This is a genomic window from Eikenella sp. (assembly GCF_057315495.1).
Window position 1 is genome coordinate 19,266 of sequence record NZ_DBHKXY010000007.1, and the last position, 25,337, is coordinate 44,602.

20 protein-coding genes and 1 tRNA gene are annotated in these 25,337 nt (G+C 54.7%); 16 read left to right on the forward strand and 5 right to left on the reverse strand.

The window, feature by feature from the left end; translation table 11 throughout:
- Positions 1–16: 16 nt before the first annotated feature.
- From ACO6EE_RS00740 to ACO6EE_RS00755, 4 genes are all read right to left on the reverse strand, one after another.
- Positions 17–832 carry an HNH endonuclease gene (locus tag ACO6EE_RS00740; RefSeq protein ID WP_485958623.1) on the reverse strand — a complete coding sequence of 272 codons (816 nt, stop codon included), beginning with the start codon at positions 830–832 and terminating at the stop codon, positions 17–19.
- Between the two features lie 318 nt (positions 833–1,150).
- Complete coding sequence (gene mfd / locus ACO6EE_RS00745; RefSeq protein ID WP_485958624.1) at positions 1,151–4,597, reverse strand: transcription-repair coupling factor; 3,447 nt, start codon at positions 4,595–4,597, stop codon at positions 1,151–1,153.
- A gap of 209 nt (positions 4,598–4,806) precedes the next feature.
- Entirely contained in the window at positions 4,807–5,292 is a 486-nt protein-coding gene (locus tag ACO6EE_RS00750) for a YbaK/EbsC family protein (RefSeq protein WP_049258994.1), read from the reverse strand.
- Between the two features lie 183 nt (positions 5,293–5,475).
- The gene (locus ACO6EE_RS00755; protein WP_485958625.1) at positions 5,476–5,763 is read right to left on the reverse strand and encodes a hypothetical protein; all 288 of its coding nucleotides are present in this window, start codon (positions 5,761–5,763) and stop codon (positions 5,476–5,478) included.
- 363 nt (positions 5,764–6,126) lie between these two features.
- Between ACO6EE_RS00755 and ilvC the strand changes: the two genes are divergently transcribed.
- The 13 genes from ilvC to ACO6EE_RS00820 all read left to right on the forward strand — a co-directional run bounded on the left by ilvC (position 6,127) and on the right by ACO6EE_RS00820 (position 22,571).
- Positions 6,127–7,140: a ketol-acid reductoisomerase gene (gene ilvC / locus ACO6EE_RS00760; RefSeq protein WP_064087179.1), complete on the forward strand. Its 1,014-nt coding sequence runs from the start codon at positions 6,127–6,129 to the stop codon at positions 7,138–7,140.
- A gap of 408 nt (positions 7,141–7,548) precedes the next feature.
- Positions 7,549–8,382: a methylenetetrahydrofolate reductase [NAD(P)H] gene (gene metF / locus ACO6EE_RS00765; RefSeq protein ID WP_485958626.1), complete on the forward strand. Its 834-nt coding sequence runs from the start codon at positions 7,549–7,551 to the stop codon at positions 8,380–8,382.
- A 122-nt stretch (positions 8,383–8,504) separates the two neighbouring features.
- Positions 8,505–8,843, forward strand: a complete 339-nt coding sequence (locus ACO6EE_RS00770) for a CidA/LrgA family protein (RefSeq protein WP_485958627.1) — start codon at positions 8,505–8,507, stop codon at positions 8,841–8,843.
- Positions 8,840–9,535 (forward strand): LrgB family protein, encoded by a 696-nt coding sequence (locus ACO6EE_RS00775; protein WP_003823884.1) that lies wholly within the window; start codon positions 8,840–8,842, stop codon positions 9,533–9,535. The genes ACO6EE_RS00770 and ACO6EE_RS00775 overlap by 4 nt, the downstream gene beginning before the upstream one ends.
- Before the next feature lie 819 nt (positions 9,536–10,354).
- Complete coding sequence (locus ACO6EE_RS00780; protein WP_485958628.1) at positions 10,355–12,118, forward strand: acyl-CoA dehydrogenase family protein; 1,764 nt, start codon at positions 10,355–10,357, stop codon at positions 12,116–12,118.
- 86 nt (positions 12,119–12,204) lie between these two features.
- Positions 12,205–12,612 (forward strand): VOC family protein, encoded by a 408-nt coding sequence (locus tag ACO6EE_RS00785; protein WP_485958629.1) that lies wholly within the window; start codon positions 12,205–12,207, stop codon positions 12,610–12,612.
- 49 nt (positions 12,613–12,661) lie between these two features.
- The gene (locus tag ACO6EE_RS00790) at positions 12,662–13,465 is read left to right on the forward strand and encodes a DNA ligase (RefSeq protein WP_485958630.1); all 804 of its coding nucleotides are present in this window, start codon (positions 12,662–12,664) and stop codon (positions 13,463–13,465) included.
- A gap of 181 nt (positions 13,466–13,646) precedes the next feature.
- Positions 13,647–15,242 (forward strand): ArnT family glycosyltransferase, encoded by a 1,596-nt coding sequence (locus ACO6EE_RS00795; protein ID WP_485958631.1) that lies wholly within the window; start codon positions 13,647–13,649, stop codon positions 15,240–15,242.
- A 97-nt stretch (positions 15,243–15,339) separates the two neighbouring features.
- A complete protein-coding gene (locus ACO6EE_RS00800) occupies positions 15,340–15,738 on the forward strand; it encodes a hypothetical protein (protein ID WP_485958632.1) in 399 nt (132 codons plus the stop codon).
- Positions 15,739–15,873: 135 nt separating this feature from the next.
- On the forward strand, positions 15,874–16,731 hold the full coding sequence (locus ACO6EE_RS00805) for a hypothetical protein (protein WP_485958633.1): 858 nt from the start codon (positions 15,874–15,876) through the stop codon (positions 16,729–16,731).
- 75 nt (positions 16,732–16,806) lie between these two features.
- Positions 16,807–17,163 carry a hypothetical protein gene (locus ACO6EE_RS00810; RefSeq protein ID WP_485958634.1) on the forward strand — a complete coding sequence of 119 codons (357 nt, stop codon included), beginning with the start codon at positions 16,807–16,809 and terminating at the stop codon, positions 17,161–17,163.
- 76 nt (positions 17,164–17,239) lie between these two features.
- The gene (gene ubiG, locus ACO6EE_RS00815; RefSeq protein ID WP_485958635.1) at positions 17,240–17,962 is read left to right on the forward strand and encodes a bifunctional 2-polyprenyl-6-hydroxyphenol methylase/3-demethylubiquinol 3-O-methyltransferase UbiG; all 723 of its coding nucleotides are present in this window, start codon (positions 17,240–17,242) and stop codon (positions 17,960–17,962) included.
- Positions 17,963–18,521: 559 nt separating this feature from the next.
- Positions 18,522–22,571, forward strand: a complete 4,050-nt coding sequence (locus ACO6EE_RS00820) for a pilus assembly protein (RefSeq protein WP_485958636.1) — start codon at positions 18,522–18,524, stop codon at positions 22,569–22,571.
- Between the two features lie 290 nt (positions 22,572–22,861).
- Here the strand turns inward: ACO6EE_RS00820 and ACO6EE_RS00825 are convergent.
- Positions 22,862–22,937: transfer RNA gene (locus ACO6EE_RS00825), tRNA-Glu, on the reverse strand.
- A 275-nt stretch (positions 22,938–23,212) separates the two neighbouring features.
- Here ACO6EE_RS00825 and ACO6EE_RS00830 point away from each other — a divergent pair.
- The 3 genes from ACO6EE_RS00830 to ACO6EE_RS00840 all read left to right on the forward strand — a co-directional run bounded on the left by ACO6EE_RS00830 (position 23,213) and on the right by ACO6EE_RS00840 (position 25,294).
- Entirely contained in the window at positions 23,213–24,112 is a 900-nt protein-coding gene (locus ACO6EE_RS00830) for a recombination-associated protein RdgC (RefSeq protein ID WP_485958637.1), read from the forward strand.
- 132 nt (positions 24,113–24,244) lie between these two features.
- The gene (gene dcd, locus ACO6EE_RS00835; RefSeq protein ID WP_003823864.1) at positions 24,245–24,811 is read left to right on the forward strand and encodes a dCTP deaminase; all 567 of its coding nucleotides are present in this window, start codon (positions 24,245–24,247) and stop codon (positions 24,809–24,811) included.
- Positions 24,812–24,874: 63 nt separating this feature from the next.
- The gene (locus tag ACO6EE_RS00840) at positions 24,875–25,294 is read left to right on the forward strand and encodes a hypothetical protein (protein WP_485958638.1); all 420 of its coding nucleotides are present in this window, start codon (positions 24,875–24,877) and stop codon (positions 25,292–25,294) included.
- The last annotated feature ends 43 nt before the right edge of the window (positions 25,295–25,337 follow it).

Below are 25,337 nucleotides of genomic sequence, written 5' to 3' on the forward strand. Positions count from 1 at the left end.
ACGTTTACCACCTATTCTATGGTTTAAATACCTTGTTTCGATGCCATTCAAAATATTTCTCGCTATCAGGGTGGATTTCTAATACCGCATCAAGAGAGATTCCAAGCCGGAACAGGTTTTTTTCAGAAAGCCTTTTGCTAATACGGATTTTGCCATCTGGCTCAAACGTAATCAGCCCACTATCAAACAAGGCATCAATGTTTGGGGCGAGCATCAAGCCGTTGTATGGGTCAAGCCGTTGCCATTCTTCATCATCCTTGCAGTCGCGCCAAGGTTTGATATGGCTGGCAATCAGCAATTCAGGCATATCCACGCCGCTGATGGGGCATTGCGGATACCGTTCCAATACGCCGTTTCTGAATTCGCCTTGACCTCTGCGGGCGTTAATCAGGCGCTGGATTTCGGTTTTGGCTTCTTCGGTTGTGGCGTTTTCTAAGCGTTGGCTAAGTTCATCTAAATCATTTTCCAAAGATTGTTGATAGGCTACCTGAAAAGTGGGTATTTCAATGTATTCGCTGGGGACGTAATCTTCCATACAATGTCCGCATCCGGTTAAATGTTTATTATATTTCTGCCGAGAATAAGCCTCTAATGCAGGAATGGAATTAGAACAAGCTTTATAATAAGGGCTTGATTCAGTAGTGTAGTTACCATTCTCATTGCTGATACATGGTTTCCTCTTTATTCCTTGTACACGATGTATCATAGGATATTTAGAAATGGGTTTGCCTTCTTTGTTTATATTTAATATATAACCATCAGGGTTGTTCTCTCTCCATTTCAAATATTCGGCATCATTAGGCTCATCTTTAAAAATTTTGAGTTCGGGCATAATATTTCCTTTGAAAATAAACATACGCTGGATTATTAGAAATTTCACAGACCTGTAAAAAAATGAATGTTAGATTTTGTTCCAAACTACGTCAGAAATGCCCACAACGGTATTTCATTTGTTGCTTGCTGTTCCAATCGGCATCATAAATCTTTTGCCTACTACATGAAAAGTTTTTCCAAGCAGATGTAGGTCGGATTCTAGAATCCGACAGCTTCATACGGGAGATTTTATCGGATACAAGTATTCGACCTACAAATTTTGGATAATAAAAGGCCGTCTGAAAATCGTTTCAGACGGCCTTTTCTTCACTAGCCTCTACTTTGCTACCACTCTTTCTTTCAAAGTCTTCAACACACTTTTCACCGTCTTAATCCTCATCTCCACATCCTCCATCTGAGCCGTGAACTTCAGCTTATCCGCCCCGGCCAGCCGGTATTTTTTATCCGTCTGAATCAGCAGGATGATTTCTGTCGGGTCGATTTGGTGGTGTTTGCCGAAGGTAACGGTAACGGCTTCGCTGGTCGCGTCGATGGCGTCTATGCCCAATTCTTTTGCGGCGAGTCGCAAGTGGTGGCTTTCGATGAGGGTTTTGACAGGTTGTTCGGGCAGGCCGAAGCGGTCGACGAGTTCTTCGTGTATAGCGTTGATTTGCTGCACGGTTTCGCAGACGGCGAGGCGTTTGTAGAGGACGAGCCGTTCGTGGATGTCGGGGCAGTAGCTTTCGGGCAGCAGGGCGGGGCTGTGCAGTTTGATTTCGGTGGTGATGCCCAATGGTGCGTCGAGGTCGGGCTGGCGGCCTTTTTTGAGGTCGCGCACGGCTTGTTTGAGCATTTCGGTGTAGAGCGTGAAGCCGACCTGTATCATTTCGCCAGACTGCCCTTCGCCAAGGATTTCGCCTGCGCCGCGGATTTCCAAATCCTGCATGGCGAGGGTGAAACCTGCGCCGAGTTCGTCTGCCGCCGCGATGGCATCGAGGCGTTTTTCTGCGTCTTTGGTGATGTATTCGGGCGTGAGCAGGTAGGCGTAGGCTTGGTGGTGGCTGCGGCCGACACGCCCGCGAAGCTGATGCAGTTGCGCCAGCCCGAATTTGTCGGCGCGGTTGATGATGATGGTGTTGGCGTTGGGGATGTCGATGCCGGTTTCGATGATGGTGGAACAGAGCAACACGTTGAATCTTTGCTGCAAAAAGTCGCGCATGACTTGTTCCAGCTCGCGTTCGCGCAGTTGTCCGTGCGCCACGCCGATGCGGGCTTCGGGCAACAGGGTTTCCAGCCGCTCACGCATATTCTCAATCGTATCTACTTCATTGTGCAGGGAAAATACCTGCCCACCGCGTTTGAGTTCGCGCAGCACGGCTTCGCGCACGCTGCCTTCGCTGAAGGGTTTGACAAAGGTTTTGACGGCGAGGCGGCGGCTGGGCGCGGTGGTAATCAGCGAGAAGTCGCGCAGGCCTTCGAGTGCCATGCTGAGGGTGCGCGGAATTGGCGTGGCGGTCATGGTGAGGATATCGACATTGGCGCGCAGGCGTTTGAGCTGCTCTTTCTGGCGCACGCCGAAGCGGTGTTCTTCATCGATGATGACCAGTCCTAAGTTTTTGAATTTTATATCGTCCTGAACCAGTTTGTGCGTGCCGATAACGATGTCGACCGTGCCGTCCGCCATGCCTTCCAGCGCGGCTTTGGTGGCTTTGCTGTTGTTGAAACGCGAAAGGCTGGCGACTTTCACGGGAAAATCGGCGAAACGGTCAGCGAAGTTTTGCGCGTGCTGCTCGACCAGAAGCGTGGTCGGGGCGAGTACGGCGACCTGTTTGCCGCCCATCACCGCCACAAACGCGGCGCGCAGGGCGACTTCGGTTTTGCCGAAACCGACATCGCCGCACACGAGTCGGTCCATCGGCTTCGCCTGCGTCAAGTCTTTAATCACAGCGGCGATGGCAGCGGCTTGGTCTTCGGTTTCTTCATAGCCGAAGCCGTCGGCAAACGCCTGATAGTCCATCTCGTTGATTTCAAACTTGTGTCCCGATTGGGCGGCGCGCTGGGCGTAGAGGTTAAGCAACTCGGCGGCGGTGTCGCGCGCTTTTTCGGCGGCTTTGCGCTTCGCCTTGTTCCACGCGCCGCTGCCGAGCTTGTGCAAAGTAACGTTTTCATGCGCCTGACCAGAGTAGCGGCTAATTAAATGCAGTTGCGAAACAGGCACATAAAGCTGAGCTTCGCCTGCATATTCAAGCAACATCATTTCATTGGTTTCGCCGCCCAAATCCATCGTTACCAAGCCCATATACCGCCCGATGCCGTGTTCTTCGTGCACCACGGGGTCGCCGATATTGATTTCGGCAAGGTCGCGCAACAGGCCGTCTGAAACGGCGGCGTGTTTCTTGCGGCGGTTGTGGACGCGCGAACGGGCAACGTATTGATACAGCTCGGATTCAGTGATGACGGCAAGATGCAGGCTACCTGAAAGGGTATTCTGGCTGTTTTCAGGTAGCCTGCCCAATTGAAAGCCTTCTGCTAACGGCGTAACCGTGATGCACAGCGGCGCGTTGTCATCTAAAAATGCCTGCCAGCCGGCCACGGGTTTGGGTTTTAGGCCGTGCTGGGCGAAGAAGCCGAGCATGGTTTCGCGCCGGCCGGTGCTTTCGGCACACAGCAAAATACGGCCGCCGAAGGCTGCCTGAAAATCTTGCAACGCAGCCAGCGGCTGTTCGGATTGCCGGTTTACCGCCACATCGGGCAAAGCGTGGGGCGAGGCGGCGGAAAGATCGGGCCAGATTTGCGGGTAGGCTTTCAGGCTACCTGAAAATCGGTCGGCAGCAAGATACAAATGCTGCGGATGCAGAGGCGGATAGCTGGGATCGCCCTGCGCCAGTGCGTGGCGCGATTTGATTTCGCCTTCGAAGCGCACGGCCTCGGCGTGCACATCGCCCACGCATACGGCCAGGGCGTTTTCGCCGATGTAGTCGAACAGGCTGGCGCAGCCGTCTTCAAAAAACAGCGGCAGGTAGTATTCCACGCCCGCGCCGAAATGGCCGTTGCTGACGGCTTTGTAAACCGTGGCGGCGTTGCAGTCGGCTTCGATTTCCTCGCGGAAGCGGGTGCGGAAGATTTTTTGCGCGTCGGCATCGGTGGGAAACTCGTGCGCCGGCAGCAGGCGGATTTCGGACACGGGCGCGAGTGTGCGTTGCGTATCCGGGTCGAAGGTTTTGATGCTGTCGATTTCGTCGTCGAACAAATCGATGCGGTAAGGCGTGCCGCTGCCGATGGGGAACAAATCCACAATTCCGCCGCGCACGGCAAATTCGCCGCCGGCCACCACATTGGACACGGCAGAATAGCCGGCTTCCACCAGATTTTCGCGCAGTTTGTCCAAATCCAGCGTCTGCCCCGTTTTCAGCCAAAACGTGCGCCCAAGCAGGAAGGGCGGCGGCGCGAGCTGCTGCATGGCGGTGGCAACGGGCACAAACAGCACATCTACCGCGCCGTTTTTCAGCTGCCACAACACCGACAGCCGCTCCGACACCAAATCCTGATGTGGCGAAAAGCGTTCGTAGGGCAGGGTTTCCCAATCGGGCAGGAACAGCGCGTTGTCTTGCGGACGGAAAAACTGCCACGCGGTTTGCAGGCGCAGCGCGGTTTCGGCATCGGGCGTGAGCACGAGCTTGAGTGCTTTTTCCGGCAGGGCGGAGGCCAGGAAATAAGGCAGGCTGCCGGCAGAAAGCTGCGGCCAGCGGGACTTTTGTGCGGGTTTGGGCAGAGGAAGATTCATAGTGTACCGACAAAGGGGTGCGGCAGCCTGAAGGATATTCGGGCTGCCATGTGTTTATGCTGTCCACAATAAAAACGATGCGGCATTGGTTTGCCGCTTGGCCTCGTTTTCATTTGAGCAACTGTCGTTTAGATGGATGAAAAGCGAATTTTAGCAGATTAAGGCTACCTGAAACTTTCAGGTAGCCTTTCTTACCGCACCAAAGGCGGCTAATCCACCGCCACCTCCACCGGCTGTGCATTCAGCGCGGCGAGCGCGGGGGCGGGGGCAACGGTGACAAACAGGCCGCGGCCGCCGCCGTTGATATACATCAGCGGCAAATCCCAAATGCTGCGTTCGGCATACACCGGCAAGGCGGTGCGGCAGCCGAAGGGGCTGGTGCCGCCCACAAAATAGCCCGTCCATTTGTGCGCCTGATCGTGCGCGGCCAGCTCCACGTGTTTCATGCCGAGCTGGCGGGCGAGGTTGCGGGTGGAGATTTGGCGGTCGCCGTGCATCAACACAATCAGGCCTTTTTTGTGTTCGTTAATCAACACGATGGTTTTGACGATTTGGTGTTCGTCGATGCCGAGGCATTCGGCGGAATGCGCCGTGCCGCCGTGCTCTTCATAGGGATACTGCATGGCGGTGTGCTCGATTTTGTGCGCCCGCAGAAAACGGATGGCGGGGGTAACGGGATGGTGGGATTTGCTCATGAAAGGCTACCTGAAAACGATGTCTTGGCGTAGCCAAGGCTAAGTTTCTGCGAAGCTAAAATACAAGCTTCAACGCATTGATGAATAAATGAAGCGGCAACAAAATTAAGATGGAAAATAGCTATGGCGTATGAATCAAGCGGTTTCAGGTAGCCTGCCGTTTGGCGTGAGGCTACCTGAAAATTATTTGGCAAACGGCAGCCAGCGCCGCGCCAGCACATACATCACCACCCCGCCCACGGCGAACAGGGCAAACACGATGCCTTTTTTGCGCGCATTCGGGCACAGCCAATACACAGCCAGGCTGAAGCTGAAAAACAGCAGCGTCACCACCCACACCAGCTGTTTGTCTTTGAATCGGTTGAGGGTGTAGCTTTCGGTAATCATCACATACAGCTGCCAAAATCCGGCAAAGCAGATGCACAGCACGCCGGCGGGCAGGAAAATCAGGCCGAGGTCTTGATGGGTCATGGTGTGGGTTCTTTGAAAAATTGGCGCAGGCAGCATTATAAGGCTACCTGAAAACGGAGCGAAGCAAAGTTTCTGCGAAGCTAAAACGGGGAGAAGCGAAGTTTTATAGCCTTAAATAAGACAATATGTCTAAAAATATTAGATTTTTGCTTTTCATCTAACCTCTTTCAAAAATTTTGTCTAAAAAAGCTGTCAAATTGTCAAAATTCGGGTAGTATGCGGCATCTAAATATCTGCGACAGCGCCTTTACCCGTCTCCGCTATGCCCGCCCGCCGGCAGCGGCCACAAGCCCGCCAGCCCGCCGTACCGCATACCGGCCACGCCGTCCGCCCCGTTTAACCGAATCCAAAAAAGGAATCCACATGCAAGTTTACTACGATAAAGACGCCGACCTCTCCCTGATCAAAGGCAAAACCGTGGCCATCATCGGCTACGGCTCGCAAGGCCACGCCCACGCCGCCAACCTGAAAGATTCCGGCGTAAACGTGATTGTCGGCCTGCGCCAAGGCGGCTCCTGGAACAAAGCCCAAGCTGCCGGTTTCGATGTGCGCAGCGTGGCCGATGCCACCAAAGCTGCTGATTTGGTGATGATTCTGCTGCCGGATGAAAACCAGCCCGCCGTATACCGCGCCGAAATCGAGCCCAACCTGAAACAGGGCGCCGTATTGGCTTTTGCCCACGGCTTCAACGTGCACTACAACCAAATCGTGCCGCGCGCCGACTTGGACGTGGTGATGATCGCCCCCAAAGGCCCCGGCCACACCGTGCGCAGCGAATTCCTCAAAGGCGGCGGTGTGCCCTCGCTGATTGCCGTGTATCAAGATAAAAGCGGCAAAGCCCGCGACATCGCCCTCTCCTACGCCGCAGCCAACGGCGGCACTAAAGGCGGCGTGATTGAAACCAACTTCCGCGAAGAAACCGAAACCGACCTGTTCGGCGAACAAGCCGTTTTGTGCGGCGGCGCGGTCGAGCTGGTGAAATGCGGCTTTGAAACCTTGGTGGAAGCCGGCTACGCGCCTGAAATGGCCTACTTCGAATGCCTGCACGAGCTGAAACTGATTGTGGACTTGATGTATGAAGGCGGCATCGCCAACATGAACTACTCTATTTCCAACAACGCGGAATATGGCGAATACGTTACCGGCCCCGAAGTCATCACGCCGGCCACCAAAGAAGCGATGAAAAAAGCCCTGTATCGCATTCAAAGCGGCGAATACGCCAAAATGTTCATTCAAGAAGGCGCAACCAACTACGCCAGCATGACCGCACGCCGCCGCTTGAACGCCGACCACCAAATTGAAAAAGTCGGTGCCCAGCTGCGCAGCATGATGCCTTGGATTGCCAAAAACAAATTGGTGGATCAAAGCAAAAACTAATTATCGGCAAGCGATTGCTTAAACAGCAGGCTACCTGAAAACGAAGCTTCAACGCCTCTTAAACGCCGCATAGCGGGGTTTCGGCGAAGCTAAAATTTCAGGTAGCCTGAATTTATCTGCTTCCATGCTGCTCAACTCAACACAGTGCTTATGCCGTGAACCATTTTGGCTGCATCGGCAGAAGGATGGCTAGCCAATCCATCGCTAGCGAATTGTTCTGCATACCCTAAATGCAATACAGGCTACCTGAAAAGCTACCCTGTTTTAGATAATTGGTTTCAGCTAGCCTCCTCCTCAATATGAATCCTATTCATCTACTAGCGCTAATTTTTCAGCCAGCCGCCCTTGCCTAAACCCCCGCCGCCCGCTACCGTATCGCCTTTCTTTCGCATTTAGTTTCCCACCATCATGCTACACAATACCCTCAGCTTCGAATTTTTCCCCACCCGTACGCCCGAAGGCCGCGAAAAACAGAAAATCACCCGCAAGCAACTCTCCCAATACCAGCCGGAGTTTTTCTCCTGCACCTCCGGTGCCGGCGGCACCACCCGCGAAGGCACGATGCAAACCATCCGCGACATCCTTGCCGAAGGCATGGCCGCCGCCCCGCACATCCCCTGCGTGGGCCTGAATGCCGGCGAGCTCACCGAGCTCTTGCAGGAATATAAAGACTTAGGCATCCGCCATGTGCTTGCCCTGCGCGGCGACATCCCCTCCGGCATGGGCTTGGGCACCACCGGCCTGCGCCACGCCAACGAACTGGTGGAACTCATCCGCCACCGATTCGGCGACTGGTTCCACATCGAAGTGGCCGCCTACCCTGAATACCACCCGCAATCGCGCAGCGCCGAAGACGACATTCAAAGCTTCGTGCGCAAAGTGAAAGCCGGTGCCAATTCCGCCATCACCCAGTTTTTCTTCAACGCCGATGCCTACTTCCGCTTCCTCGACGACGTGCGCGGGCGCGGCGTGGAAATCCCCATCGTGCCCGGCATCATGCCGATTGCCAACTTCTCCAAGCTGGCCCGCTTCGCCGATATGTGCGGCGCCGAAATTCCGCGCTGGCTGCGACTGAAGCTGCAATCCTATGCCGACGACACCGCCTCCATCAAAGCGCTGGGGCTGGACGTGGTAACCGAAATGTGCGGCCGCCTCCTGCGCCACGGCGCCCCCGGCCTGCATTTCTACACCCTCAACCAGGCCGGATTGTCTTCCACCATCTGCCAACGTTTGGGCTACTAATCCGCCCTTTTCCAAATAGAGAAGAAGGCTACCTGAAAAGGTTTCAGGTAGCCTTCTTCTCTTCTGAGCGCCCGTCCGGTGCTATAATTCGCCCTTTCCAACATTATCTTAGGTCAGTAACCATGTTACGCGCACTCATTATCGTTTTCGCCTGCCTAGCCGCAGGCGAAGTGCTTTTACACCTCACCCACCTCAAACTGCCCGCCAGCATTGTAGGGCTGCTGATTTTGTTCTGCCTGCTCAAAGCCGGTTGGGTGAAGGAGGCCTGGTTTAAGCCGATGACCGAATTCCTCATGCAACACATGATGCTGCTGATGATTCCCGCCTGCGTGGCGCTGATGGATTATTTCTCCATCGTGGCGCACGATTTCTGGTCGATTACCATCGCCACCGTGGCCAGCAGCGTGCTGGTGCTGCTCTCCAGCGCGAAAACGCATGAAATACTGAGGAGACACAAATGAGGGAAGTCGCCACCAACCCCATTGTGCTGATTCTGATGATGCTCGCCATCTACCGCTTCAGCCTGTTTTTGCGCCTGCGCAGCGGCAGCCCGCTGGCCAACCCGCTGATGGTGAGCACGGCTTTGGTCATCGGCTACCTGAAACTCTTCGGCATCCGCTACGACGATTTCATGCAAACCGGCCGCATGGTCGGCTTTTGGCTGCAGCCGGCCATCGTGTGCCTGGCCATCCCCATGTATCAGCAATGGCCGCGCATCCGCAGCCAATGGCTGCCGATTGCCGCCTCGCAGCTGGTGGGCAGCGTGGTAGGCATTGTGAGCGGCGTGCTGTTTGCCCACTGGCTTGGCGCCAGCCACGATGTGAGCCAGTCGCTCGCCGCTAAATCGGTTACCATGCCGATTGCGCTGGAAATCACCCATGTGCTAGACGGCATCCCAGCCGTTTCCGTGGCCGCCGTGCTGCTGGCCGGCCTCACCGGCCAATTTATCGGCTTTTGGATTCTGCGCCACAGTCATATCCGCAATCCCATCTCGCACTCCATCGCGCAGGGCACGGCCTCGCACGCCATCGGCATTGCCGCCAGCCTGGAAATCAGCGGCCACTTTGCCGCCTACGCCACCCTCGGCCTGATCTTCAACGGCATCCTCACCTCCTTCCTCGCCCCGATTATCGTGCCGCTCTTGGCCGTTTAAGCCTGCCGCGGGAATGGCAAAGGCTACCTGAAAACAGAGCGAAGCGAAGTTTCTACGAAGCTAAAGCACAGCTTCAACAAAGTTGAAAACCGCGTGCGTGCGTTCCGCGCACACCCTGCTCCTGCTTAACGCAATGAATATCATGGAAAACCACTCAATTAACTCCATAACAGTAATATTGCTATCCGGCCTGCTTAGTGCTTGCAGCATGTCTGATTGGTGGAATGGGCATTATGCAACAAGAGCTGCATTGACTGATGCTTATTAATGAGCAGGTAGCTTACTATACCGCCGAATCGCCGGAGCAACGAGAGTTACGCAGGAAAAATCGCTTAATTTGTGATAAAGAAACTGGTTATAACAGGTGTATGCGCCGCTTAGGAACGCCTGTTTGGCACGATGGATTGGATAAATGATTTTAGTGAGTAGGTTGGGTTAGCCACAGGTGTAACCCAACAAACAAGAGTGCAGGTTGGGTTTACCAACCTGCACTCTGCCTTATCAACAGGCTACCTGAAAAATAGATTTCAGGTAGCCTGCTTATTTCCAAGGTGTAGGGTGTGTGCGGAACGCACGCACGCGGCTTGGGAATAACGGGCAACGGCGTGTGTGCCACAGGCACGCACCCTACACACCACCTTAGGCTACCTGAAAACCAATAAGCCGGATTCCCGCACCCGACACCCTATCCAAGGCTACCTGAAAGTTTCAGGTAGCCTTTTTTGCTACGTATCAAGCCAGCCCGACGCCACCATACCCAAGCCCCTGCGGATTTGTTATGCTAGCCCGTATCTTCCCCCTACTACACAGGAGCCTTCCATGTCCTACCGTGCCCCCATCAACGAACTCTTATTCGCCCTGCAAACCCACGGCAACCTGGCCGAAATCGCCCAATGGTATGCCGAAAGCGGCCTGGACGAAGGCACCGCCGCCGCCATCATCGAAGAAGCGGCCAAGTTCAGCGAAGAAGTCTTCCTGCCTACTAGCCGTACCGGCGATTTGCACGGCGCGCGCTTGGAAAACGGCAAAGTCATCACCCATCCCGACCTTGCTGCCGCCTACCAAGCCTTCTGCGAAGCCGGCTGGCCCGGCCTGCGCGCCCCGGCCGAATACGGCGGCCAAGGCCTGCCTGCCGTGATTTCCGCCGCGTGCGAAGAAATGTACTACTGCAGCAACCTCGCCCTCTCGCTGTTGCCCATGCTCACCGTGTGCGCGGTGGAAACCATTGCCAAACACGGCTCCGAAGAGCAGAAACAAACCTTCCTGCCTAAAATGAGCCAAGGCATTTGGAGCGGCACCATGAACCTCTCCGAGCCGCAGGCCGGCACCGACCTCTCCCAAGTGGCCACCAAAGCCGTGCCGCAGGAAGACGGCAGCTACCGCATCAGCGGCCAGAAAACCTTCATCACCTGGGGCGAACACGAGCTGACCGAAAACATCATCCACCTCGTGCTCGCCCGCCTGCCTGGCACCACTTCCGGCATTAAAAGCCTTTCCCTGTTTATCGTGCCCAAATACAAAATCAAGCCCGACGGCAGCATCGGCGAGAGAAACGGCGTGTCTGCCACCGCCATCGAGCACAAAATGGGTATCCACGCCAGCCCCACCTGCGTGATGCAGTTCGACGAAGCCGAAGGCTACCTCATCGGCAAAGCCGGGCGCGGCCTGCTTTATATGTTCACCATGATGAGCCACGCCCGCCTAGGCGTGGGCATCGAAGGCCATGCCGTGGCCGAAGCTGCCTACCAGCAGGCACTGACCTACGCCCACGAGCGCATCCAAGGCAGCGCGCCCGACGGCACCCCGCTCACCATCATCCACCACCCCGACGTTGCCCGTATGCTGCTGGTGCAAAAAGCCACCATCGCCGCCCAGCGCGCCCTGTATCTCCAAGCCGCCGCCGCGCTCGACGCCTCGCACCAACACCCCGAGCCCGCCGCCAAAAAAGCTGCCAAAGGCCGGCTCGACTATCTCATCCCCATTGTTAAAGCCTGGTGCAGCGACAACGGCACCGTGCTCGCCAACCTCGCCATGCAGGTGTTCGGCGGCGCAGGCTATATCGAAGAAACCGGCATCGCCCAGCTCGTACGCGACGTGCGCATCACCGCCATCTACGAAGGCACCAACGGCGTGCAGGCCGCCGACCTCGCCCGCAAAACCGTGTCCGACAAAGGCAGCCTCGTGCGCACCCTGCTCGCCGAAGCCCAGCAAACCGCCAACGAGCTCGCTACCGTTGAGCACGCCACCGCCGAGCCGCTCCAACGCGCCCTCGAATTAGCCGAACGCAGCACCTCCCTCCTCGTGCAGCAGCACGAAACCAACCCCGCCGCCACCGCCCTAAACGCCGCCGCCTATCTGGAGCAAATCTCCCTCACCCTCGGCGCCGACGCCCTGGCGCAAAACTTCCTGGCCGCCCGCAACGCAGAAGCACGCTTCGGCAGCGCATTCTGCCAAGCCCAGCAGCACACCGCCCGCGCCTACCTCGCCTACGTGCTGCCCCAAGCCCACGCCTGCGCCGAACGCATCCGCCAAGGCGCCGAGCCCCTGCTCGCCGTACCGTTTGAAGCCTTCGCCTCGTCTTAAAGCGCGGCATGACAAAGGCTACCTGAAAATGCAGAACCGCTTTTCAGGTAGCCTCTCAACATCTCTTCCAGCCACAAGGACAGCTGATGGAACAACATATCAACTACATTACGCTCGGCGTGGCCGACCTCGCCGAATCGCGCCGTTTTTATCGGGAGGTATTCGGCTGGCAGGAAACAGCCGACAGCAACGAAAATATTGCCTTTTTCCAAGCCGGAAACGCGCTGCTGCTCGCCCTGTTCGGCAAAGCCGCCCTGTCGCACGACGCGCAAATACCGGAACAAAGCAGCGGCTTCCCACGCTTTACCTTGGCGCACAACGTGGGCAGCGAAGCCGAAGTGAACGCACTGTTTGCCGGGTTCGCAGCGAAAAACACCAACATCATCAAAGCCCCGCAGAAAGTATTCTGGGGCGGCTACAGCGGCTACCTCGCCGATCCCGACGGCTTTTTGTGGGAAATCGCGTTTAATCCGTTTTTGCAGAAATTGCGCTGAAACCGCGCTTTCAGGTAGCCTCCACCACCCCACCCAAACAAAATCTGCCATGAAATCACTCCTCCTCATCCTCGCCCTTCTGCTCGCTCCAGCCCTGTACGCCGCGCCCAACCTTATCCTGGCCAAAGAATACAGCGGCCAGAACATTGCCGGCTGGGCGATGAGCGAAAAGCTCGACGGCGTGCGCGCTTATTGGGACGGGCGCAAACTCATCAGCCGCCAAGGCCACCCCTTCTCCCCGCCTGCCGGTTTCACCCGCGATTTCCCGCCCTATCCGCTCGACGGCGAGCTCTACAGCCGGCGCGGCGCATTCGAGCAGATTTCCGCCGCCGTCCGCAGCGCCAACGGCGATTGGAGCGGTATCAAGCTGCACGTTTTTGACGCGCCGCAAGCCCCGGGCAACCTGTATCAGCGCCTCGCCCTCGTGCAGCGCCACCTTGCCGCCCACCCGCAGGCCAAAATCGCTGTTATCCCGCAAACCCCCGTGCGTGATGCCGCCCACGCCCAACAATTCCTGCGCCAAATCGAAGCCCAAGGCGGCGAAGGCGTGATGCTGCGCAACCCCAACACCCCCTACCAAGGTGGCCGCAGCGACAATCTGCTCAAGCTCAAAAGCGCGCACGACGCGGAATGTACTGTTACCGCCCACCACGAAGGCAAAGGCCGCAACGCCGGCCTGCTCGGCGCCGTGTCCTGCCGCAACGAAACCGGCGAATTCCGCATCGGCTCCGGTTTCAAAGACGCCGACCGCCGCAACCCGCCGCCAATCGGCAGCCGCATCACCTACAAATACCGCGGCTTCACCGCCAAAGGCACGCCTCGCTTCGCCACCTACCTGCGCCGCGCCAACTGAACCCGGCAGGCTACCTGAAAGCCGGTAAACAGCCACGCCAAACGGCGGCACAGCACCATCCTGCCTTGCCATATTCCCATTTCGCAGCCGCTCCATTTTCAGGTAGCCTCCCGCCTATCCACCTCCGCCCCGCACTTTGCTATACAATAGCGCCCAATTTGAATTTCCCGCCAAACATCCCATGCTAACCTACGTTCCGCCCGAGCAACGCCCCGCACCGCCCACTTACGAGCGGCCCTGGCTCTTGCTATTGCTGGCTTTTGTCTGGCTGTGGCCGGGCGTGTTTGCGCATGATTTGTGGCAAGACGAACCCTTGGTGTATGCGGTCATCCGGCAGGCCGCGGAGAGCGGGCAATGGTGGCTGCCGCAGGATAGCGGGGCGCTGTTTTGGGATGTGCCGCCGCTGTATATGTGGCTTTCCCTGCTGTTTTTGAAACTGTTCGGCCATTTGCCGCCGTATGAGGCGGTGCGCATGGTGAACGCCTTGCTCGCGGCGGTATCGCTCGCGGCCATGGGCGGCGCGGGGCGGATGCTTTTGGGGCGGCGCAACGGGCGTACGGCGGTGTTGGTGCTGATCGGCTGCCCGGGCCTGCTGATGATGAGCCACTTTATCGGCGGGCAAATCGTTACCCTGTGCGGCCTAAGCCTGAGTTTCTACGCGCTGGCGATGGCGCGGCAGAAAACCGTGAAGGCGATTGTGCTCACGCTTTTGGGTTGGATGGTATTGTCGCTTTCAGGTAGCCTGTTGCCGCTATTGGGCGTGATGCTCACCACGGCGCTGTTGCCGCTGGATTCGCATTGGCACAACAAGCGTTTCTGGCTCACGCTTTTGGCGGCGGCGGGGCTGACGCTGCCTTTGCTGTTTGTGTGGCCGCTGGTGCTCAACGGTTTGTCGCACGAGGCCTTCCTGCAATGGTGGCGGTATCACGCGCTCGCGCCGTTCGGCGGCTTTGCCCGCTTGGATTTTGGTTTTCCCGCCGCTTATTATCTGAAAAACCTGCTGTGGTTTGCCTTCCCGGCCTGGCCGCTGGCCTTGTGGACGCTCTACCGCCAGCGCCGCCTGCCGCGCCACGGCTGGAACAGTCTGTGCCTGATTTGGCTGGCTGTGTTCGGCCTCATGCTGGCCGCCTCGCCGCAACATATGGAAGACAATTTAATGTTGCTGTTGCCGCCTTTGGTGTTGGCGGCAGCGGCGCAGGCCGACCAGCTTCGGCGCGGCGCGGCGGCGTTTTTCAACTGGTTCGGCATCATGACGTTCGGCTCGCTGGCGCTGTTTGTGTGGCTCGGCTTTTTCGCCATGAACTTCGGCTGGCCGGCCAAGCTGGCCGAACGTGCAGCTTATTTCAGCCCGTATTATCAGCGGGATATCGATTATTTCCCGGTTATCGTGGCCGTGTTGTTCACGCCGGTGTGGCTCTTGGCGATTACGCGCAAATACGTGCGCGGCCGGCAGGCGGTAACCAACTGGGCGGCCGGGCTCACGCTGTGCTGGTCGCTCATCCTCACCCTGTTCCTGCCCTGGCTGGACGCAGCCAAAAGCTACCGCCCCGTGGTGCGGCGGCTGGAAGCCGAATTGCCGGCCGATGCCTGCGTTTCCGCGCAACACGCCGTGGTGCGCCATGCCTGGCAGGAATACGGCCGCTACCCCTTAGGCGAAAACTGCCGCTTCGTCGCCACCCTGCGCCATGAAGCCGTGCCCGACGCCGCCGAACTCGCCAGCGCCAACCGCCCGCGCGAGAAGCACGAGGCGTTTGTGTTGTGGCAGCGGCAAAAATAATTTAAAGGCTACCTGAAAATATGGTGTTGGTTTTCAGATAGCCAGTTATGATGCCGATAATTAAGTTCGTTGGTTCACCTATCACTCAAGGATAAATATGCGCTTGGCTACTTTAACTTTGTGCTCCATATTGGCATTGCCCAGTTTAACTTTGGCTGCACCATCGGCACAGTCACATCCTGTAACTAAGCAACAATGTCTAGGCTACTTAAAAGATGGATATGAGATTGTTGCCCAGGCTGTTATGTGCCAACCCGGAGTCAATCGGGATCAATATGGAGCCGCCTTCTCTAATATTATGAATACGTTCTTCTCTAATATTATGAATACGTTTAAAAATAATGGGTGTGAAAATATATTAGCTGAAGCAGAAGCGAACGCTTACGTTAGAAGAGAAACTGCCGGCAGCAATAATATACAACAATATTGCAGAGATATTCGCCCTTCTATCCAACAGATTATGCAGCTATATGGTGGACAGAAGGCCAATCAATAGAATAGAAATGGTAGCGAGCACAAGCAATTCTATACCCGTATAAACAAGAGACATTGAGCATCACCCACTGAAGTAAAACCTAAAGGCTACCTGAAATTTCATGTGCCCATCCCCCTACCACATAAGGAAATCAAAATGAAACCCCGTGCCCTAGCCCTCCTTACTGCCGCCATTCTTCCCGCACTCGCCATCGCCGCCCCCGCCAAACCTTCATCCGGCCGTGCATCCCAATCCAAACCCGCACAGAGCAGGTCTCAAGAGCGTACTTCCTCCGGCAGAAACTCATCTTCCAAACCGCAGGACAACAAACCCCAGCGCGGCCGCAACGGTCAAAGCAGAACCCAAGACAACAACAAACCAGCCAACGGCCGCGCCAACTCGCGCCAGCAGCAGGAAGCCAAACCCGCCCGCGGTCGCAACAGCCAAAGCAGGGAGCACGACAACAACCGGTCCGCCAACGGCCGTGCACACTCACGCCAACAACAGGAAACCAAACCTGCCAACACCCGCACCAACGCCCGCCAGCAGCGCGATACCGGACACAACGCCGCCCAACCCCCAATCCGGCACAGCCGGCCAACCCGCCAGCAAGATAACGAACAACCCGCCCAAGCACACCGCGTACACACCCAAGAGCGCCCGCAGCCTAGCCCCGAGCCACAAGACAACAGCCCGCAAGACAGCGTCCAAGCTGCCGAACACGCCGCCGCAAAAGCCCAATGCCTGCGCTACGTTGTCGATGGCAACAACCTCTCCGCCTTTACCGAAGCCTGCCGTCCCGATTCCGCCACCAGCGAGCGCTACCAAACCGCCTTCAAAAACACCCAGATCCAATTCGAGCACAACAGCTGCCTAGACATCGTCAGCGAAGACGAAGCCCAAGCCGCCATCAATCTTGAACTCCAGCGGCTCGGCCAGACCAGCCGCCTGTTCTGCCCCGCCGTCAAAGACGAACTGCCAGGCATTGCCCACCGCTACCGCAACGTCAAATAACCCACAGGCTACCTGAAAAACCGAAAAGCAATTTTCAGGTAGCCTCTTCCCAGCCACACACAAGGAATTCCTCCAATGAAACTCCGCACCCTGGCCCTCCTTACTGCCGCCATTCTCCCCGCCCTTGCCCAAGCCGCACCTGCCCAAGCCAGCAAACAACAATGCCTGGGCTATCTGAAAGACGGCTTCCAAATCGTCATCCACGTCTCTGCCTGCGAGCCCGCCGCAGCCCAAGACGAACGCTACAAAAACGCCTTTAACGCCGCTCAGCAGCAGTTCGAACAAGCCAACTGCGAAAGCCTACTGAACGAAGCCGAAGTTCGCACCTTTCTTGACAGCCAAACCGCAGGCAAATCCCAGCAACAATACTGCGCCGCCATCAAAACCCCCGTACAGCGCAGCCTGCAACGCTACAACAGCGGCCGCCGCTAAGCCTTTCGCCGCTGCATTTTTCAGGTAGCCTCACGCTTAAATTGAGGCTACCTGAAACCCCTTTTTTGGAGAAAACATGAACACCAGCGCCCCAAATGTCGATGCCGCCGAAATCGACAAATTCAGCCGCCTAGCCGCCCAATGGTGGAATCCCGAGGGCGAATTTAAGTCCCTGCATGAAATCAACCCGCTGCGGCTAGGCTTCATCCGCGAACATAGCGGCGGGCTGTCCGGCAAAAACGTACTCGACGTAGGCTGCGGCGGCGGCATCCTCAGCGAAGCCCTTGCCCGCGAAGCCGCGCAAGCCACCGGCATCGACATGGCCGAAAAATCCCTTCAGGTAGCCCAAGCCCATGCCGAACAACAAGGCCTGGCCAACCTGCACTACCGCTGCATCAGCGTGGAAGCGCTTGCCAACGAGCAGCCGGCCGCCTACGACGTGGTTACCTGCATGGAAATGCTCGAACACGTGCCCGACCCCGCCTCCGTGATTGCCGCCTGCGCCAAACTGGTCAAGCCCGGCGGCAGCCTCTTTTTCTCCACCCTCAGCCGCACCGCCAAATCCTACGCCCAAGCCATCATCGCAGCCGAATACCTACTCGGCCTCGTGGCCAAAGGCACCCACGACTGGCAGCGCTTCATCAACCCTGCCGACCTCGCCCGCCTCTGCCGCCAAGCCGGGCTGAACATCACCGCCACCAGCGGCCTCACCTACAACCCCCTCACCCGCCGCTACCGCCTCTGCCAGCGAACAGACGTCAACTACATGATCGCCTGCCGCCCGATCGGCACAACTTGAGCCCAGCGCCACATAGCAGCCAAAATGTAGGCTACCTGAAACCGGTCAAACCGTTTGAGGTAGCCTTTTTACTGTCTCTCTACCCGCTTTTTCTGACAAACAACGGCAGGCCTTTTCTAAATTATCCAAATACATCTCCTAGCCAGCCATGCATTGCAAGCAATACGGCTCTTACACGTCAGCACACCAAGCACAGATTTTGCCGTTAATTGCCAAAATAATCTGCGGCAAACAACTATCCAATAGCAATAATAGATTGATAAATATCAATAAAATAGGACAATATGAGCGCGATACTAACAATCTTAGCAGATGACGCCTATTAAGCAATAGCGGCCGAGTACCAAAGGAAGAAATTGCCTAATTTTACGCACCCTCATCTAGTAGATGGCAGTAAAATTGCTTGCCATTAAAGGATATACCCTTATTTTTCTTTATATGGAAACGGGTTATAATAGAAACTGCCGAGCAAAGTAAACCTTGTCTATTGCAATGTTTTGATAGGGTTTGTTGATCCAGGAAGGCGCTACTCAGTCTACTTAAACATGGAATGACGAAAATGAAAACCTCTAATATACAAAAACATTTTAGGCCGACGATGCTGGCGGCTGCCATTTTTGGCATCAGCTGTGCCGCGCAAGCGGCAACGGTGAGCATCAGCAACAAACCGCTCACCGGCGTTACCATTGCCCACGGCCCAAACATTACCCTGACGCCATCCGTAGAGCACCCGACAGCCGGTGCGGCTTATTCTGATAATTCATTTATGTTTGAGGGCTACCCAACCTTAAGAATAAGCCAGCAGAACCAATGGAAAACAAGATACTTAGGGTATTTTGACAATACCAAATGCTATAAATTCTATGACTACGATAGCAATGCAGATAACGGCTATTTTGCTGTTTCTTCGGTAGCGACTACTGATAGTTACGGTCGAGTCGGCCTATGTAGCGGGGATGATGAGGAATATAGTGGTAACTTCCTAAACTGGGCCACAATGTCCGCGCTGGATATTTTCCGCTACACCCTAACCGGTGGTAACCGTGCCCGCGGTATCGGCAACAGCCCGACTAACTATCAAGCCGGCGATTCTCCAACGGAAACATTTCTCCGCCGTGCATATGTGAATACAAGCACCAATGGTCACAATCAATACCGTTTGCGCTATAGAGGGATTGAGTTAGGTCACAATCCGTCAGCGCAGGATTTGGCGTTTTTAAAGCGGATTATTCCTTCCAGCATGGTAGATAGCTTTGCTACGACAAACACTACCGCAGGCTTGCCACGTGCATTAGGCTTCCGCTATCACCCTGTCGTACCTGGCAGAAAAACTCCACATCAGTTGGTGGATGCAAATGTACCGCTTGCATATAACAATCGTATTTTCTTCCTAAACGAAGGTTTCTACGTTACGCCCGTTCGTTTTACTAGAGATGAAGTGATTTATCAGGATCGAAACGCAATTAATGTGGGTGCAGCGCCATCGTCTGTGCGTTCTATTGTGCAAAAAGCTGCTGACGCCTCTCGCGGCAAACCTAATGTTACCGGCTATCGATTGCCCGTTGTGGTGCAAGTATGTAATCCGGCTACTGCTGGTGGTACAGCAGGCTTGCCGAGCGCTTGTCACTCATATGGAAGTCATTACAAACCGGAAGGCTTGATGCAGCAATATGGTCGTGGCGATGGGCCGGATAGCCGCCCTGCTCGTTTCTCTGTATTTGGCTATCAGCTGAGCTCTACCAATGCTGTGAGTGGTGGCGTATTGCGTGCCCGTATGAAATACTTGGATCGTACACAGCACGAAAACGGTATCACTTATGGTAAGGAGTGGGACGAAAGAACGGGTGTGTTGGCTGTAAATCCGGACCCGGAAGACGCCCACAAAACTAATGTCTCTAATAGCGGTGCCATCAACTATATCAATAAGTTTGGTGATAGCGGCCACTATAAAAGTCTTGATACTGCAGCGGAGCTGTTCTATACCGCTCAGCGTTATTTGCGCCATAAAGGGATGCCCGCATATTACGAGCGGACTCAGCGCCAATTTGGTATTAACCCGACTTCGGCTGATGGTTTTCCAATGATTTACGATTGGGATGACCCCCTCACTCGCGGCTTGGCTTCTCGGGATGAGGCACAGTGTCGCTCTAACACCATGATTCTGATTGGCGATACCTTCACTCACGATGAGAAAGACTTGCCTAACTTTGGTCCCCAAAGTGGTGTAACAGATGATTCTGAGATTAAAACTAAGGAGATTTTGGAAAGCATCTTAGATCAAGAGAAATTCAAAGGCCTAGGTCGAGAATCATGGTATACATCTCGCGGTTCATATGCAAATCACGCTTCTGGTCGAAATGTAACAGGTTATTCACCGGCCGGTATCGTGGCATTGGCTTATTGGGGTAGAACACAAGATATCCGTCAAGATATTCCGGGCGATCAACATATTAATACCTTTACCATCGACGTATTAGAAGCCGGTTTCGGCCGTTTTGAACAAAATAATCCCGCTTCACTTGGTAACACATATTACTGGGCAGCAAAATACGGCGGTTTCGACTACAAACCCGGTATTACTATGCCCAATGCATCCCGTGGTAGCTGGACCAGCGATGCGCCAGGGGTTAGCAGCTCGCCGGTACTATTCCCCGACGGCATGCCCAAAAACTTCGCCCTGGGCAATAACCCAGAAAATATGGTAGAGGCACTGAAAAGAGCTTTTGAAAAAGCTGGATCATATACCGACCCATCTCAGGCATTCGTAGGTGTTACCGAACACCAAAACTCGGTAGTAGATGTCGGTGCCAATAAAACCTTAGGCCTGCAGTCTTCTTATAACGTAGATAGCCTTTCAGGTGACGTGATTGCCCAACGCATTGGTTCACAGGGCAACGGCTTAACCTTTACTCCGGCATGGCGTGCGTCAACCAAAATGGAAGCTTTCCATACTACATCTGGTTGGTCTGCCCGCAAGCTGTTTACTGAGGCACCAAATGGCACCACTACCGCCTTTACTCCAGGCAACGTAGCGCAACTCAGCACTGCACTGAATGCTGGTGCTTCTGCTGCCAGCCTGGTGCAATACACCTTGGGCGACCCAAGCTTGGAAGGCGTTGCTTGGCGTAAACGTGAAAACGGCCTGCTGGGTACTATTATTAACTCCGGTGTACAGCCTATTCTGCCTCCGAAAAATAAACCTGCGGCTTGTAATTATGCGAACAGCAACATCATGGTTCGTAAAAACTTCTATGTAACCGCCTCAAATGCTGGCGTACTGCATGTTCTGAACCAAGATGGTCAGGAAGTGATGGGCTATATCCCTTCTACAGCTCTACCGAAACTGTATAGCTTATCTTTACCTGTGTCATCACATGCCCAGCCGACTCACCAATATCTGAATGACGGCACCCCGGTTACAGATGAAGTTTGCTTCGGCAACACTGCAAAATCTATTGTGGTGGGTACTGCCGGCCGTGGTGGTGCTTCGGTGTATGCTCTGGATGTAACTGACTTGAGCAATCCCGGCGCTCACAACGTAATGTGGGAATTCTCCAATGCTGATGACCCTGATCTTGGTCTCACTGTTGGCAAACCCTCCATTGCTAAAGATAAAGACGGCAACCCGATCGTTATCTTCAGTAGTGGCGTAAATAGCGGCTCCAGCAATGGCTACTTGTACATTCTGCGCGCAGACAATACTGGCAACTGGCAGTTGAATACCAACTACTGGAAAGTGCCTTTGGGCCAAGATGGTGTGGGTGAGCCGGCCGTATACGACCGCGACGGCGACAAAATGCCTGAAGCCGTATTTGTTGGTGATTTGAGCGGCAAAATGTGGCGCGTGGATTACGACAAATCCAACGGTTCATGGGTTAAAGCCTACAACAATCAGCCTTTGTACACTCCAAGCGGCACTGGTGCGCCAATTACCGCAGCTCCGGTAATCACCCAAACCGGTGGTCATCTGTATGTAGTAGCTGGCACAGGCCAATACTTCTCCCTAACAGATATTTCACCAGGTGTGCAGAACTATGCTCTCGGCCTCTTTGCTGAACAGGGTCCGATCACCGATGCAGATTTGCTAGGGCAGAACTTTATCGGTAATGGGGAAAAAGTGGATGCCATCTACTCCAGCAATAAAACCCTGACACAGAAGATTTATCAAGTGTCGCAGAACGCTATCCAAAGCCATCATAAAGGCTGGCGTCTGAGTCTGCTCCCAGGTCAGGCTATTGTGGCTCAACCGGCAATCCGTCGTAATAAAGTGGCTACCTTTACAGCTGTCCGTACCACTCCGACCGGCAACGTATGCTCGGTAAACGGTGCTACTGCACTGATTGCTGTAAGCTTGCAAAATGGCGGTCAATACAATTTGCCGGCTTTTGACACCAACAAAGATGGTCGTTTTGATGGCAATGATAAACCAGGTGGTATGCTGGAAGTGGGTGGGATAATTGCTCCGATAGGTACCTCTAGGGAAGCCAACATTGGTGGTAACAACAGTATCCGTAATATCTTGGCTGGTGATACCGGAACTATTGACGTACCGATCAACACCTTTGACGAATCCCTCATCCGCCGTATCTCTTGGCGTGAGATTTTCTAAGTCTTATCGTTGTCACAAAGCCGCCTGAATTATTCAGGCGGCTTTTTTTAGTTCAAATACCCAGGTTGCCTACCCATGTAACACCTACTTATCTCTAACTTTATATAGCCACAACAATTATTTGCTCATATAAGGCCGTGAGCTACAGGGGTACAACTCGCAAAGAGATGAGAGCCAAGTCGTTGAAGAACCAAATGCTTTAGCTATAAAAATGTGTCTTTATACCAAACCAACCAAATAAGCGCTCAGCCAAACAAAAAGCCCTGCATTAAGCAGAGCTTTTGAAATAATGGCACGCCCACGGGGATTCGAACCCCGGTTGCCGCCGTGAAAGGGCAGTGTCCTAGGCCTCTAGACGATGGGCGCGTACGGGAAAGAGCGCGCATTATACCGATGCAAAATGTGCTGTCAAGCGTCGGCAGATTACGGGCTGTTTTAAATTTTCATGACAACATGTGCTTAGGCTTCACAGCCATTATGCCTTCAGCTACACAGCCTTCGTTTTAACTTGGTTGAAGCCCATATTTTCAGGTAACCTTTTGCAAAAGTAAGCCTGCGTGGGAAGTTTTAGTAGGAACGGCAAACTGGCCGGATTGGCGGTATAATGCCGCGCTTTGAAACAGATAGAAACAACAAGCAAAATGTGGTTTAAACAAGTCAGCTTTTACCCCCTAAACAAAGACAAACTGCCGGATTTGGAAACCCTGTCCGCCAAGCTGCAAGGGGCCGAATTTGCCCCACCGCAGGGTTTGGACTGGTTTGGCGAAGGCTTTGCCCCGCCGGAAGGATTTTCGCCAGAATTGGTGTTCCCCGCCGATTTCACTTGGAGCGTGGCGCTGAAAAAATCCGAAAAAGTGCTGCCCGCCGGCGTAATCCGCGAGATTTTGGACGACAAAATCACCGAAATCCAAGAAGCCGAGGCACGCACCGTGGGTCGCAAAGAAAAGCAGGAGCTCAAAGAGCAAATCACCGACGACCTGCTGCCCCGAGCCTTCACCCGCAGCAGCAAAACGCAGGCCGTATGCGACACGCGCAGCGGCTTCCTGTTGGTGAACCAGGCCTCGGCCACCCGTGCGGAAAACCTCCTGGCCAAGCTGCGCGAAGCCTTGGGCGGGCTTGAAGCCAAGCTGCCAAACACCAAACAATCGCCCTCCTCCCTGATGACCGAATGGCTGCTGCAAGGTGCTTGCGGAGGCGGCTTCGAGCTGGACGATATGTGCGAACTCAAAGGCACGGGCGATGCCGCGCCCACCGTGCGCGTGTCGAAACAGGATTTGACCGCCGACGAAGTGGTGCAGCACGTGAAAACCGGCAAAACCGTTACCCAACTCGGCCTGGTGTGGCGCGATCAGATCGCCTTCGTGCTCACCCAGGATTTCACGCTCAAGCGCATCCAGTATCTTGATGTATTGCAGGAAGAGGCCGAAAGCCACGGCGATGATGCCGCCAGCCTAGCCTTCGCTTCGCAAATCCTGATGGCCGAATCGCTCTCTACCCTGCTGCAGGAATTGGTATCGCTTCTAGGCGGCTGGCAGGATTAAATACCCATTTTTCAGGTAGCCTACCCAGCCGGCAGGCTACCTGAAAATAAAGATAGAATAAGGCTACCTGAAACCCCTCAGCTACGCTTTCAGGTAGCCTCCCCCAAACCAACTTACCCCAGGACAAACACCATGAGCATCAAATCCGACCGCTGGATCCGCCGCATGGCCGAAGAGCATGGCATGATCGAGCCGTTCGAGCCGAACCAAATCAAAGAGCAAGACGGCCGCCGCATTATTTCCTACGGCACCTCCAGCTACGGCTACGACATCCGCTGCGCCAACGAATTCAAAATCTTCACCAACATCAACAGCACCATCGTCGATCCGAAAAACTTCGACCCGAAAAACTTCGTTACCGTGGAAGACGACTGCTGCATCATCCCGCCCAACTCCTTCGCGCTGGCACGCACGGTGGAATATTTCCGCATCCCGCGCAACGTGCTCACCGTGTGTCTGGGCAAATCCACCTATGCGCGCTGCGGCATCATCGTGAACGTGACCCCGTTCGAGCCGGAATGGGAAGGCTATGTAACGCTGGAATTTTCCAACACTACCCCCTTGCCCGCCAAAATCTACGCTGGCGAAGGCGTGGCGCAAGTGCTCTTCTTCGAGAGCGACGAAGTGTGCGAAACCTCCTACAAAGACCGCAAAGGCAAATACATGGGGCAAACCGGCGTTACCCTGCCCAAGGCGTAGGGCTGCCGGCATGAATAAAGGCTACCTGAAATTTTCAGGTAGCCCATTTCGCACTAGGCATCAATGATGAAACATTTTGAGATTTTAACTGACGCACCTTCTATCGAAGCATTGCGCCATCTACTTGGGCAGCCTGTGGTTGAGATTTATACACATCGAATCATTGAGCACCATACTCCTTTGCTCTATCCCTTCGATGAAACCGAACCTCAAGATGATTTCTACATGTCGGATCAACTGTCTGGCAATTGCTGGCTGTTCCCATGCCGAACTCAATATGTGCTCATTGCAACGGATTGGGGCGATTTGCAAGAGTTATATTGGCGCGATTTTTATACACGTGATTGCAAAATATTAGCAGCAGAGAATATAAAAGGCTCTACTTTGTTTATTAAAGTAGAACCGCCATTTACTCTGAATCGCGTGAGGCAAATTGAGCTTTATGCGTGGCAGGCTTCGGAAGATATATTGGGGCATAAGTAACAAAAAAGGTGCTATTTCAGAGAACCTTGCCAGTAAGTAACAA

What these genes read in the sequence shown, in the direction of transcription:
- ACO6EE_RS00740 (WP_485958623.1), bottom strand. Translation starts at nt 832, where the DNA reads ATGCCCGAACTCAAAATTTTTAAAGATGAGCCTAATGATGCCGAATAT.
- mfd (WP_485958624.1), bottom strand. Translation starts at nt 4,597, where the DNA reads ATGAATCTTCCTCTGCCCAAACCCGCACAAAAGTCCCGCTGGCCGCAG.
- ACO6EE_RS00750 (WP_049258994.1), bottom strand. Translation starts at nt 5,292, where the DNA reads ATGAGCAAATCCCACCATCCCGTTACCCCCGCCATCCGTTTTCTGCGG.
- ACO6EE_RS00755 (WP_485958625.1), bottom strand. Translation starts at nt 5,763, where the DNA reads ATGACCCATCAAGACCTCGGCCTGATTTTCCTGCCCGCCGGCGTGCTG.
- ilvC (WP_064087179.1), top strand. Translation starts at nt 6,127, where the DNA reads ATGCAAGTTTACTACGATAAAGACGCCGACCTCTCCCTGATCAAAGGC.
- metF (WP_485958626.1), top strand. Translation starts at nt 7,549, where the DNA reads ATGCTACACAATACCCTCAGCTTCGAATTTTTCCCCACCCGTACGCCC.
- ACO6EE_RS00770 (WP_485958627.1), top strand. Translation starts at nt 8,505, where the DNA reads ATGTTACGCGCACTCATTATCGTTTTCGCCTGCCTAGCCGCAGGCGAA.
- ACO6EE_RS00775 (WP_003823884.1), top strand. Translation starts at nt 8,840, where the DNA reads ATGAGGGAAGTCGCCACCAACCCCATTGTGCTGATTCTGATGATGCTC.
- ACO6EE_RS00780 (WP_485958628.1), top strand. Translation starts at nt 10,355, where the DNA reads ATGTCCTACCGTGCCCCCATCAACGAACTCTTATTCGCCCTGCAAACC.
- ACO6EE_RS00785 (WP_485958629.1), top strand. Translation starts at nt 12,205, where the DNA reads ATGGAACAACATATCAACTACATTACGCTCGGCGTGGCCGACCTCGCC.
- ACO6EE_RS00790 (WP_485958630.1), top strand. Translation starts at nt 12,662, where the DNA reads ATGAAATCACTCCTCCTCATCCTCGCCCTTCTGCTCGCTCCAGCCCTG.
- ACO6EE_RS00795 (WP_485958631.1), top strand. Translation starts at nt 13,647, where the DNA reads ATGCTAACCTACGTTCCGCCCGAGCAACGCCCCGCACCGCCCACTTAC.
- ACO6EE_RS00800 (WP_485958632.1), top strand. Translation starts at nt 15,340, where the DNA reads ATGCGCTTGGCTACTTTAACTTTGTGCTCCATATTGGCATTGCCCAGT.
- ACO6EE_RS00805 (WP_485958633.1), top strand. Translation starts at nt 15,874, where the DNA reads ATGAAACCCCGTGCCCTAGCCCTCCTTACTGCCGCCATTCTTCCCGCA.
- ACO6EE_RS00810 (WP_485958634.1), top strand. Translation starts at nt 16,807, where the DNA reads ATGAAACTCCGCACCCTGGCCCTCCTTACTGCCGCCATTCTCCCCGCC.
- ubiG (WP_485958635.1), top strand. Translation starts at nt 17,240, where the DNA reads ATGAACACCAGCGCCCCAAATGTCGATGCCGCCGAAATCGACAAATTC.
- ACO6EE_RS00820 (WP_485958636.1), top strand. Translation starts at nt 18,522, where the DNA reads ATGAAAACCTCTAATATACAAAAACATTTTAGGCCGACGATGCTGGCG.
- ACO6EE_RS00830 (WP_485958637.1), top strand. Translation starts at nt 23,213, where the DNA reads ATGTGGTTTAAACAAGTCAGCTTTTACCCCCTAAACAAAGACAAACTG.
- dcd (WP_003823864.1), top strand. Translation starts at nt 24,245, where the DNA reads ATGAGCATCAAATCCGACCGCTGGATCCGCCGCATGGCCGAAGAGCAT.
- ACO6EE_RS00840 (WP_485958638.1), top strand. Translation starts at nt 24,875, where the DNA reads ATGATGAAACATTTTGAGATTTTAACTGACGCACCTTCTATCGAAGCA.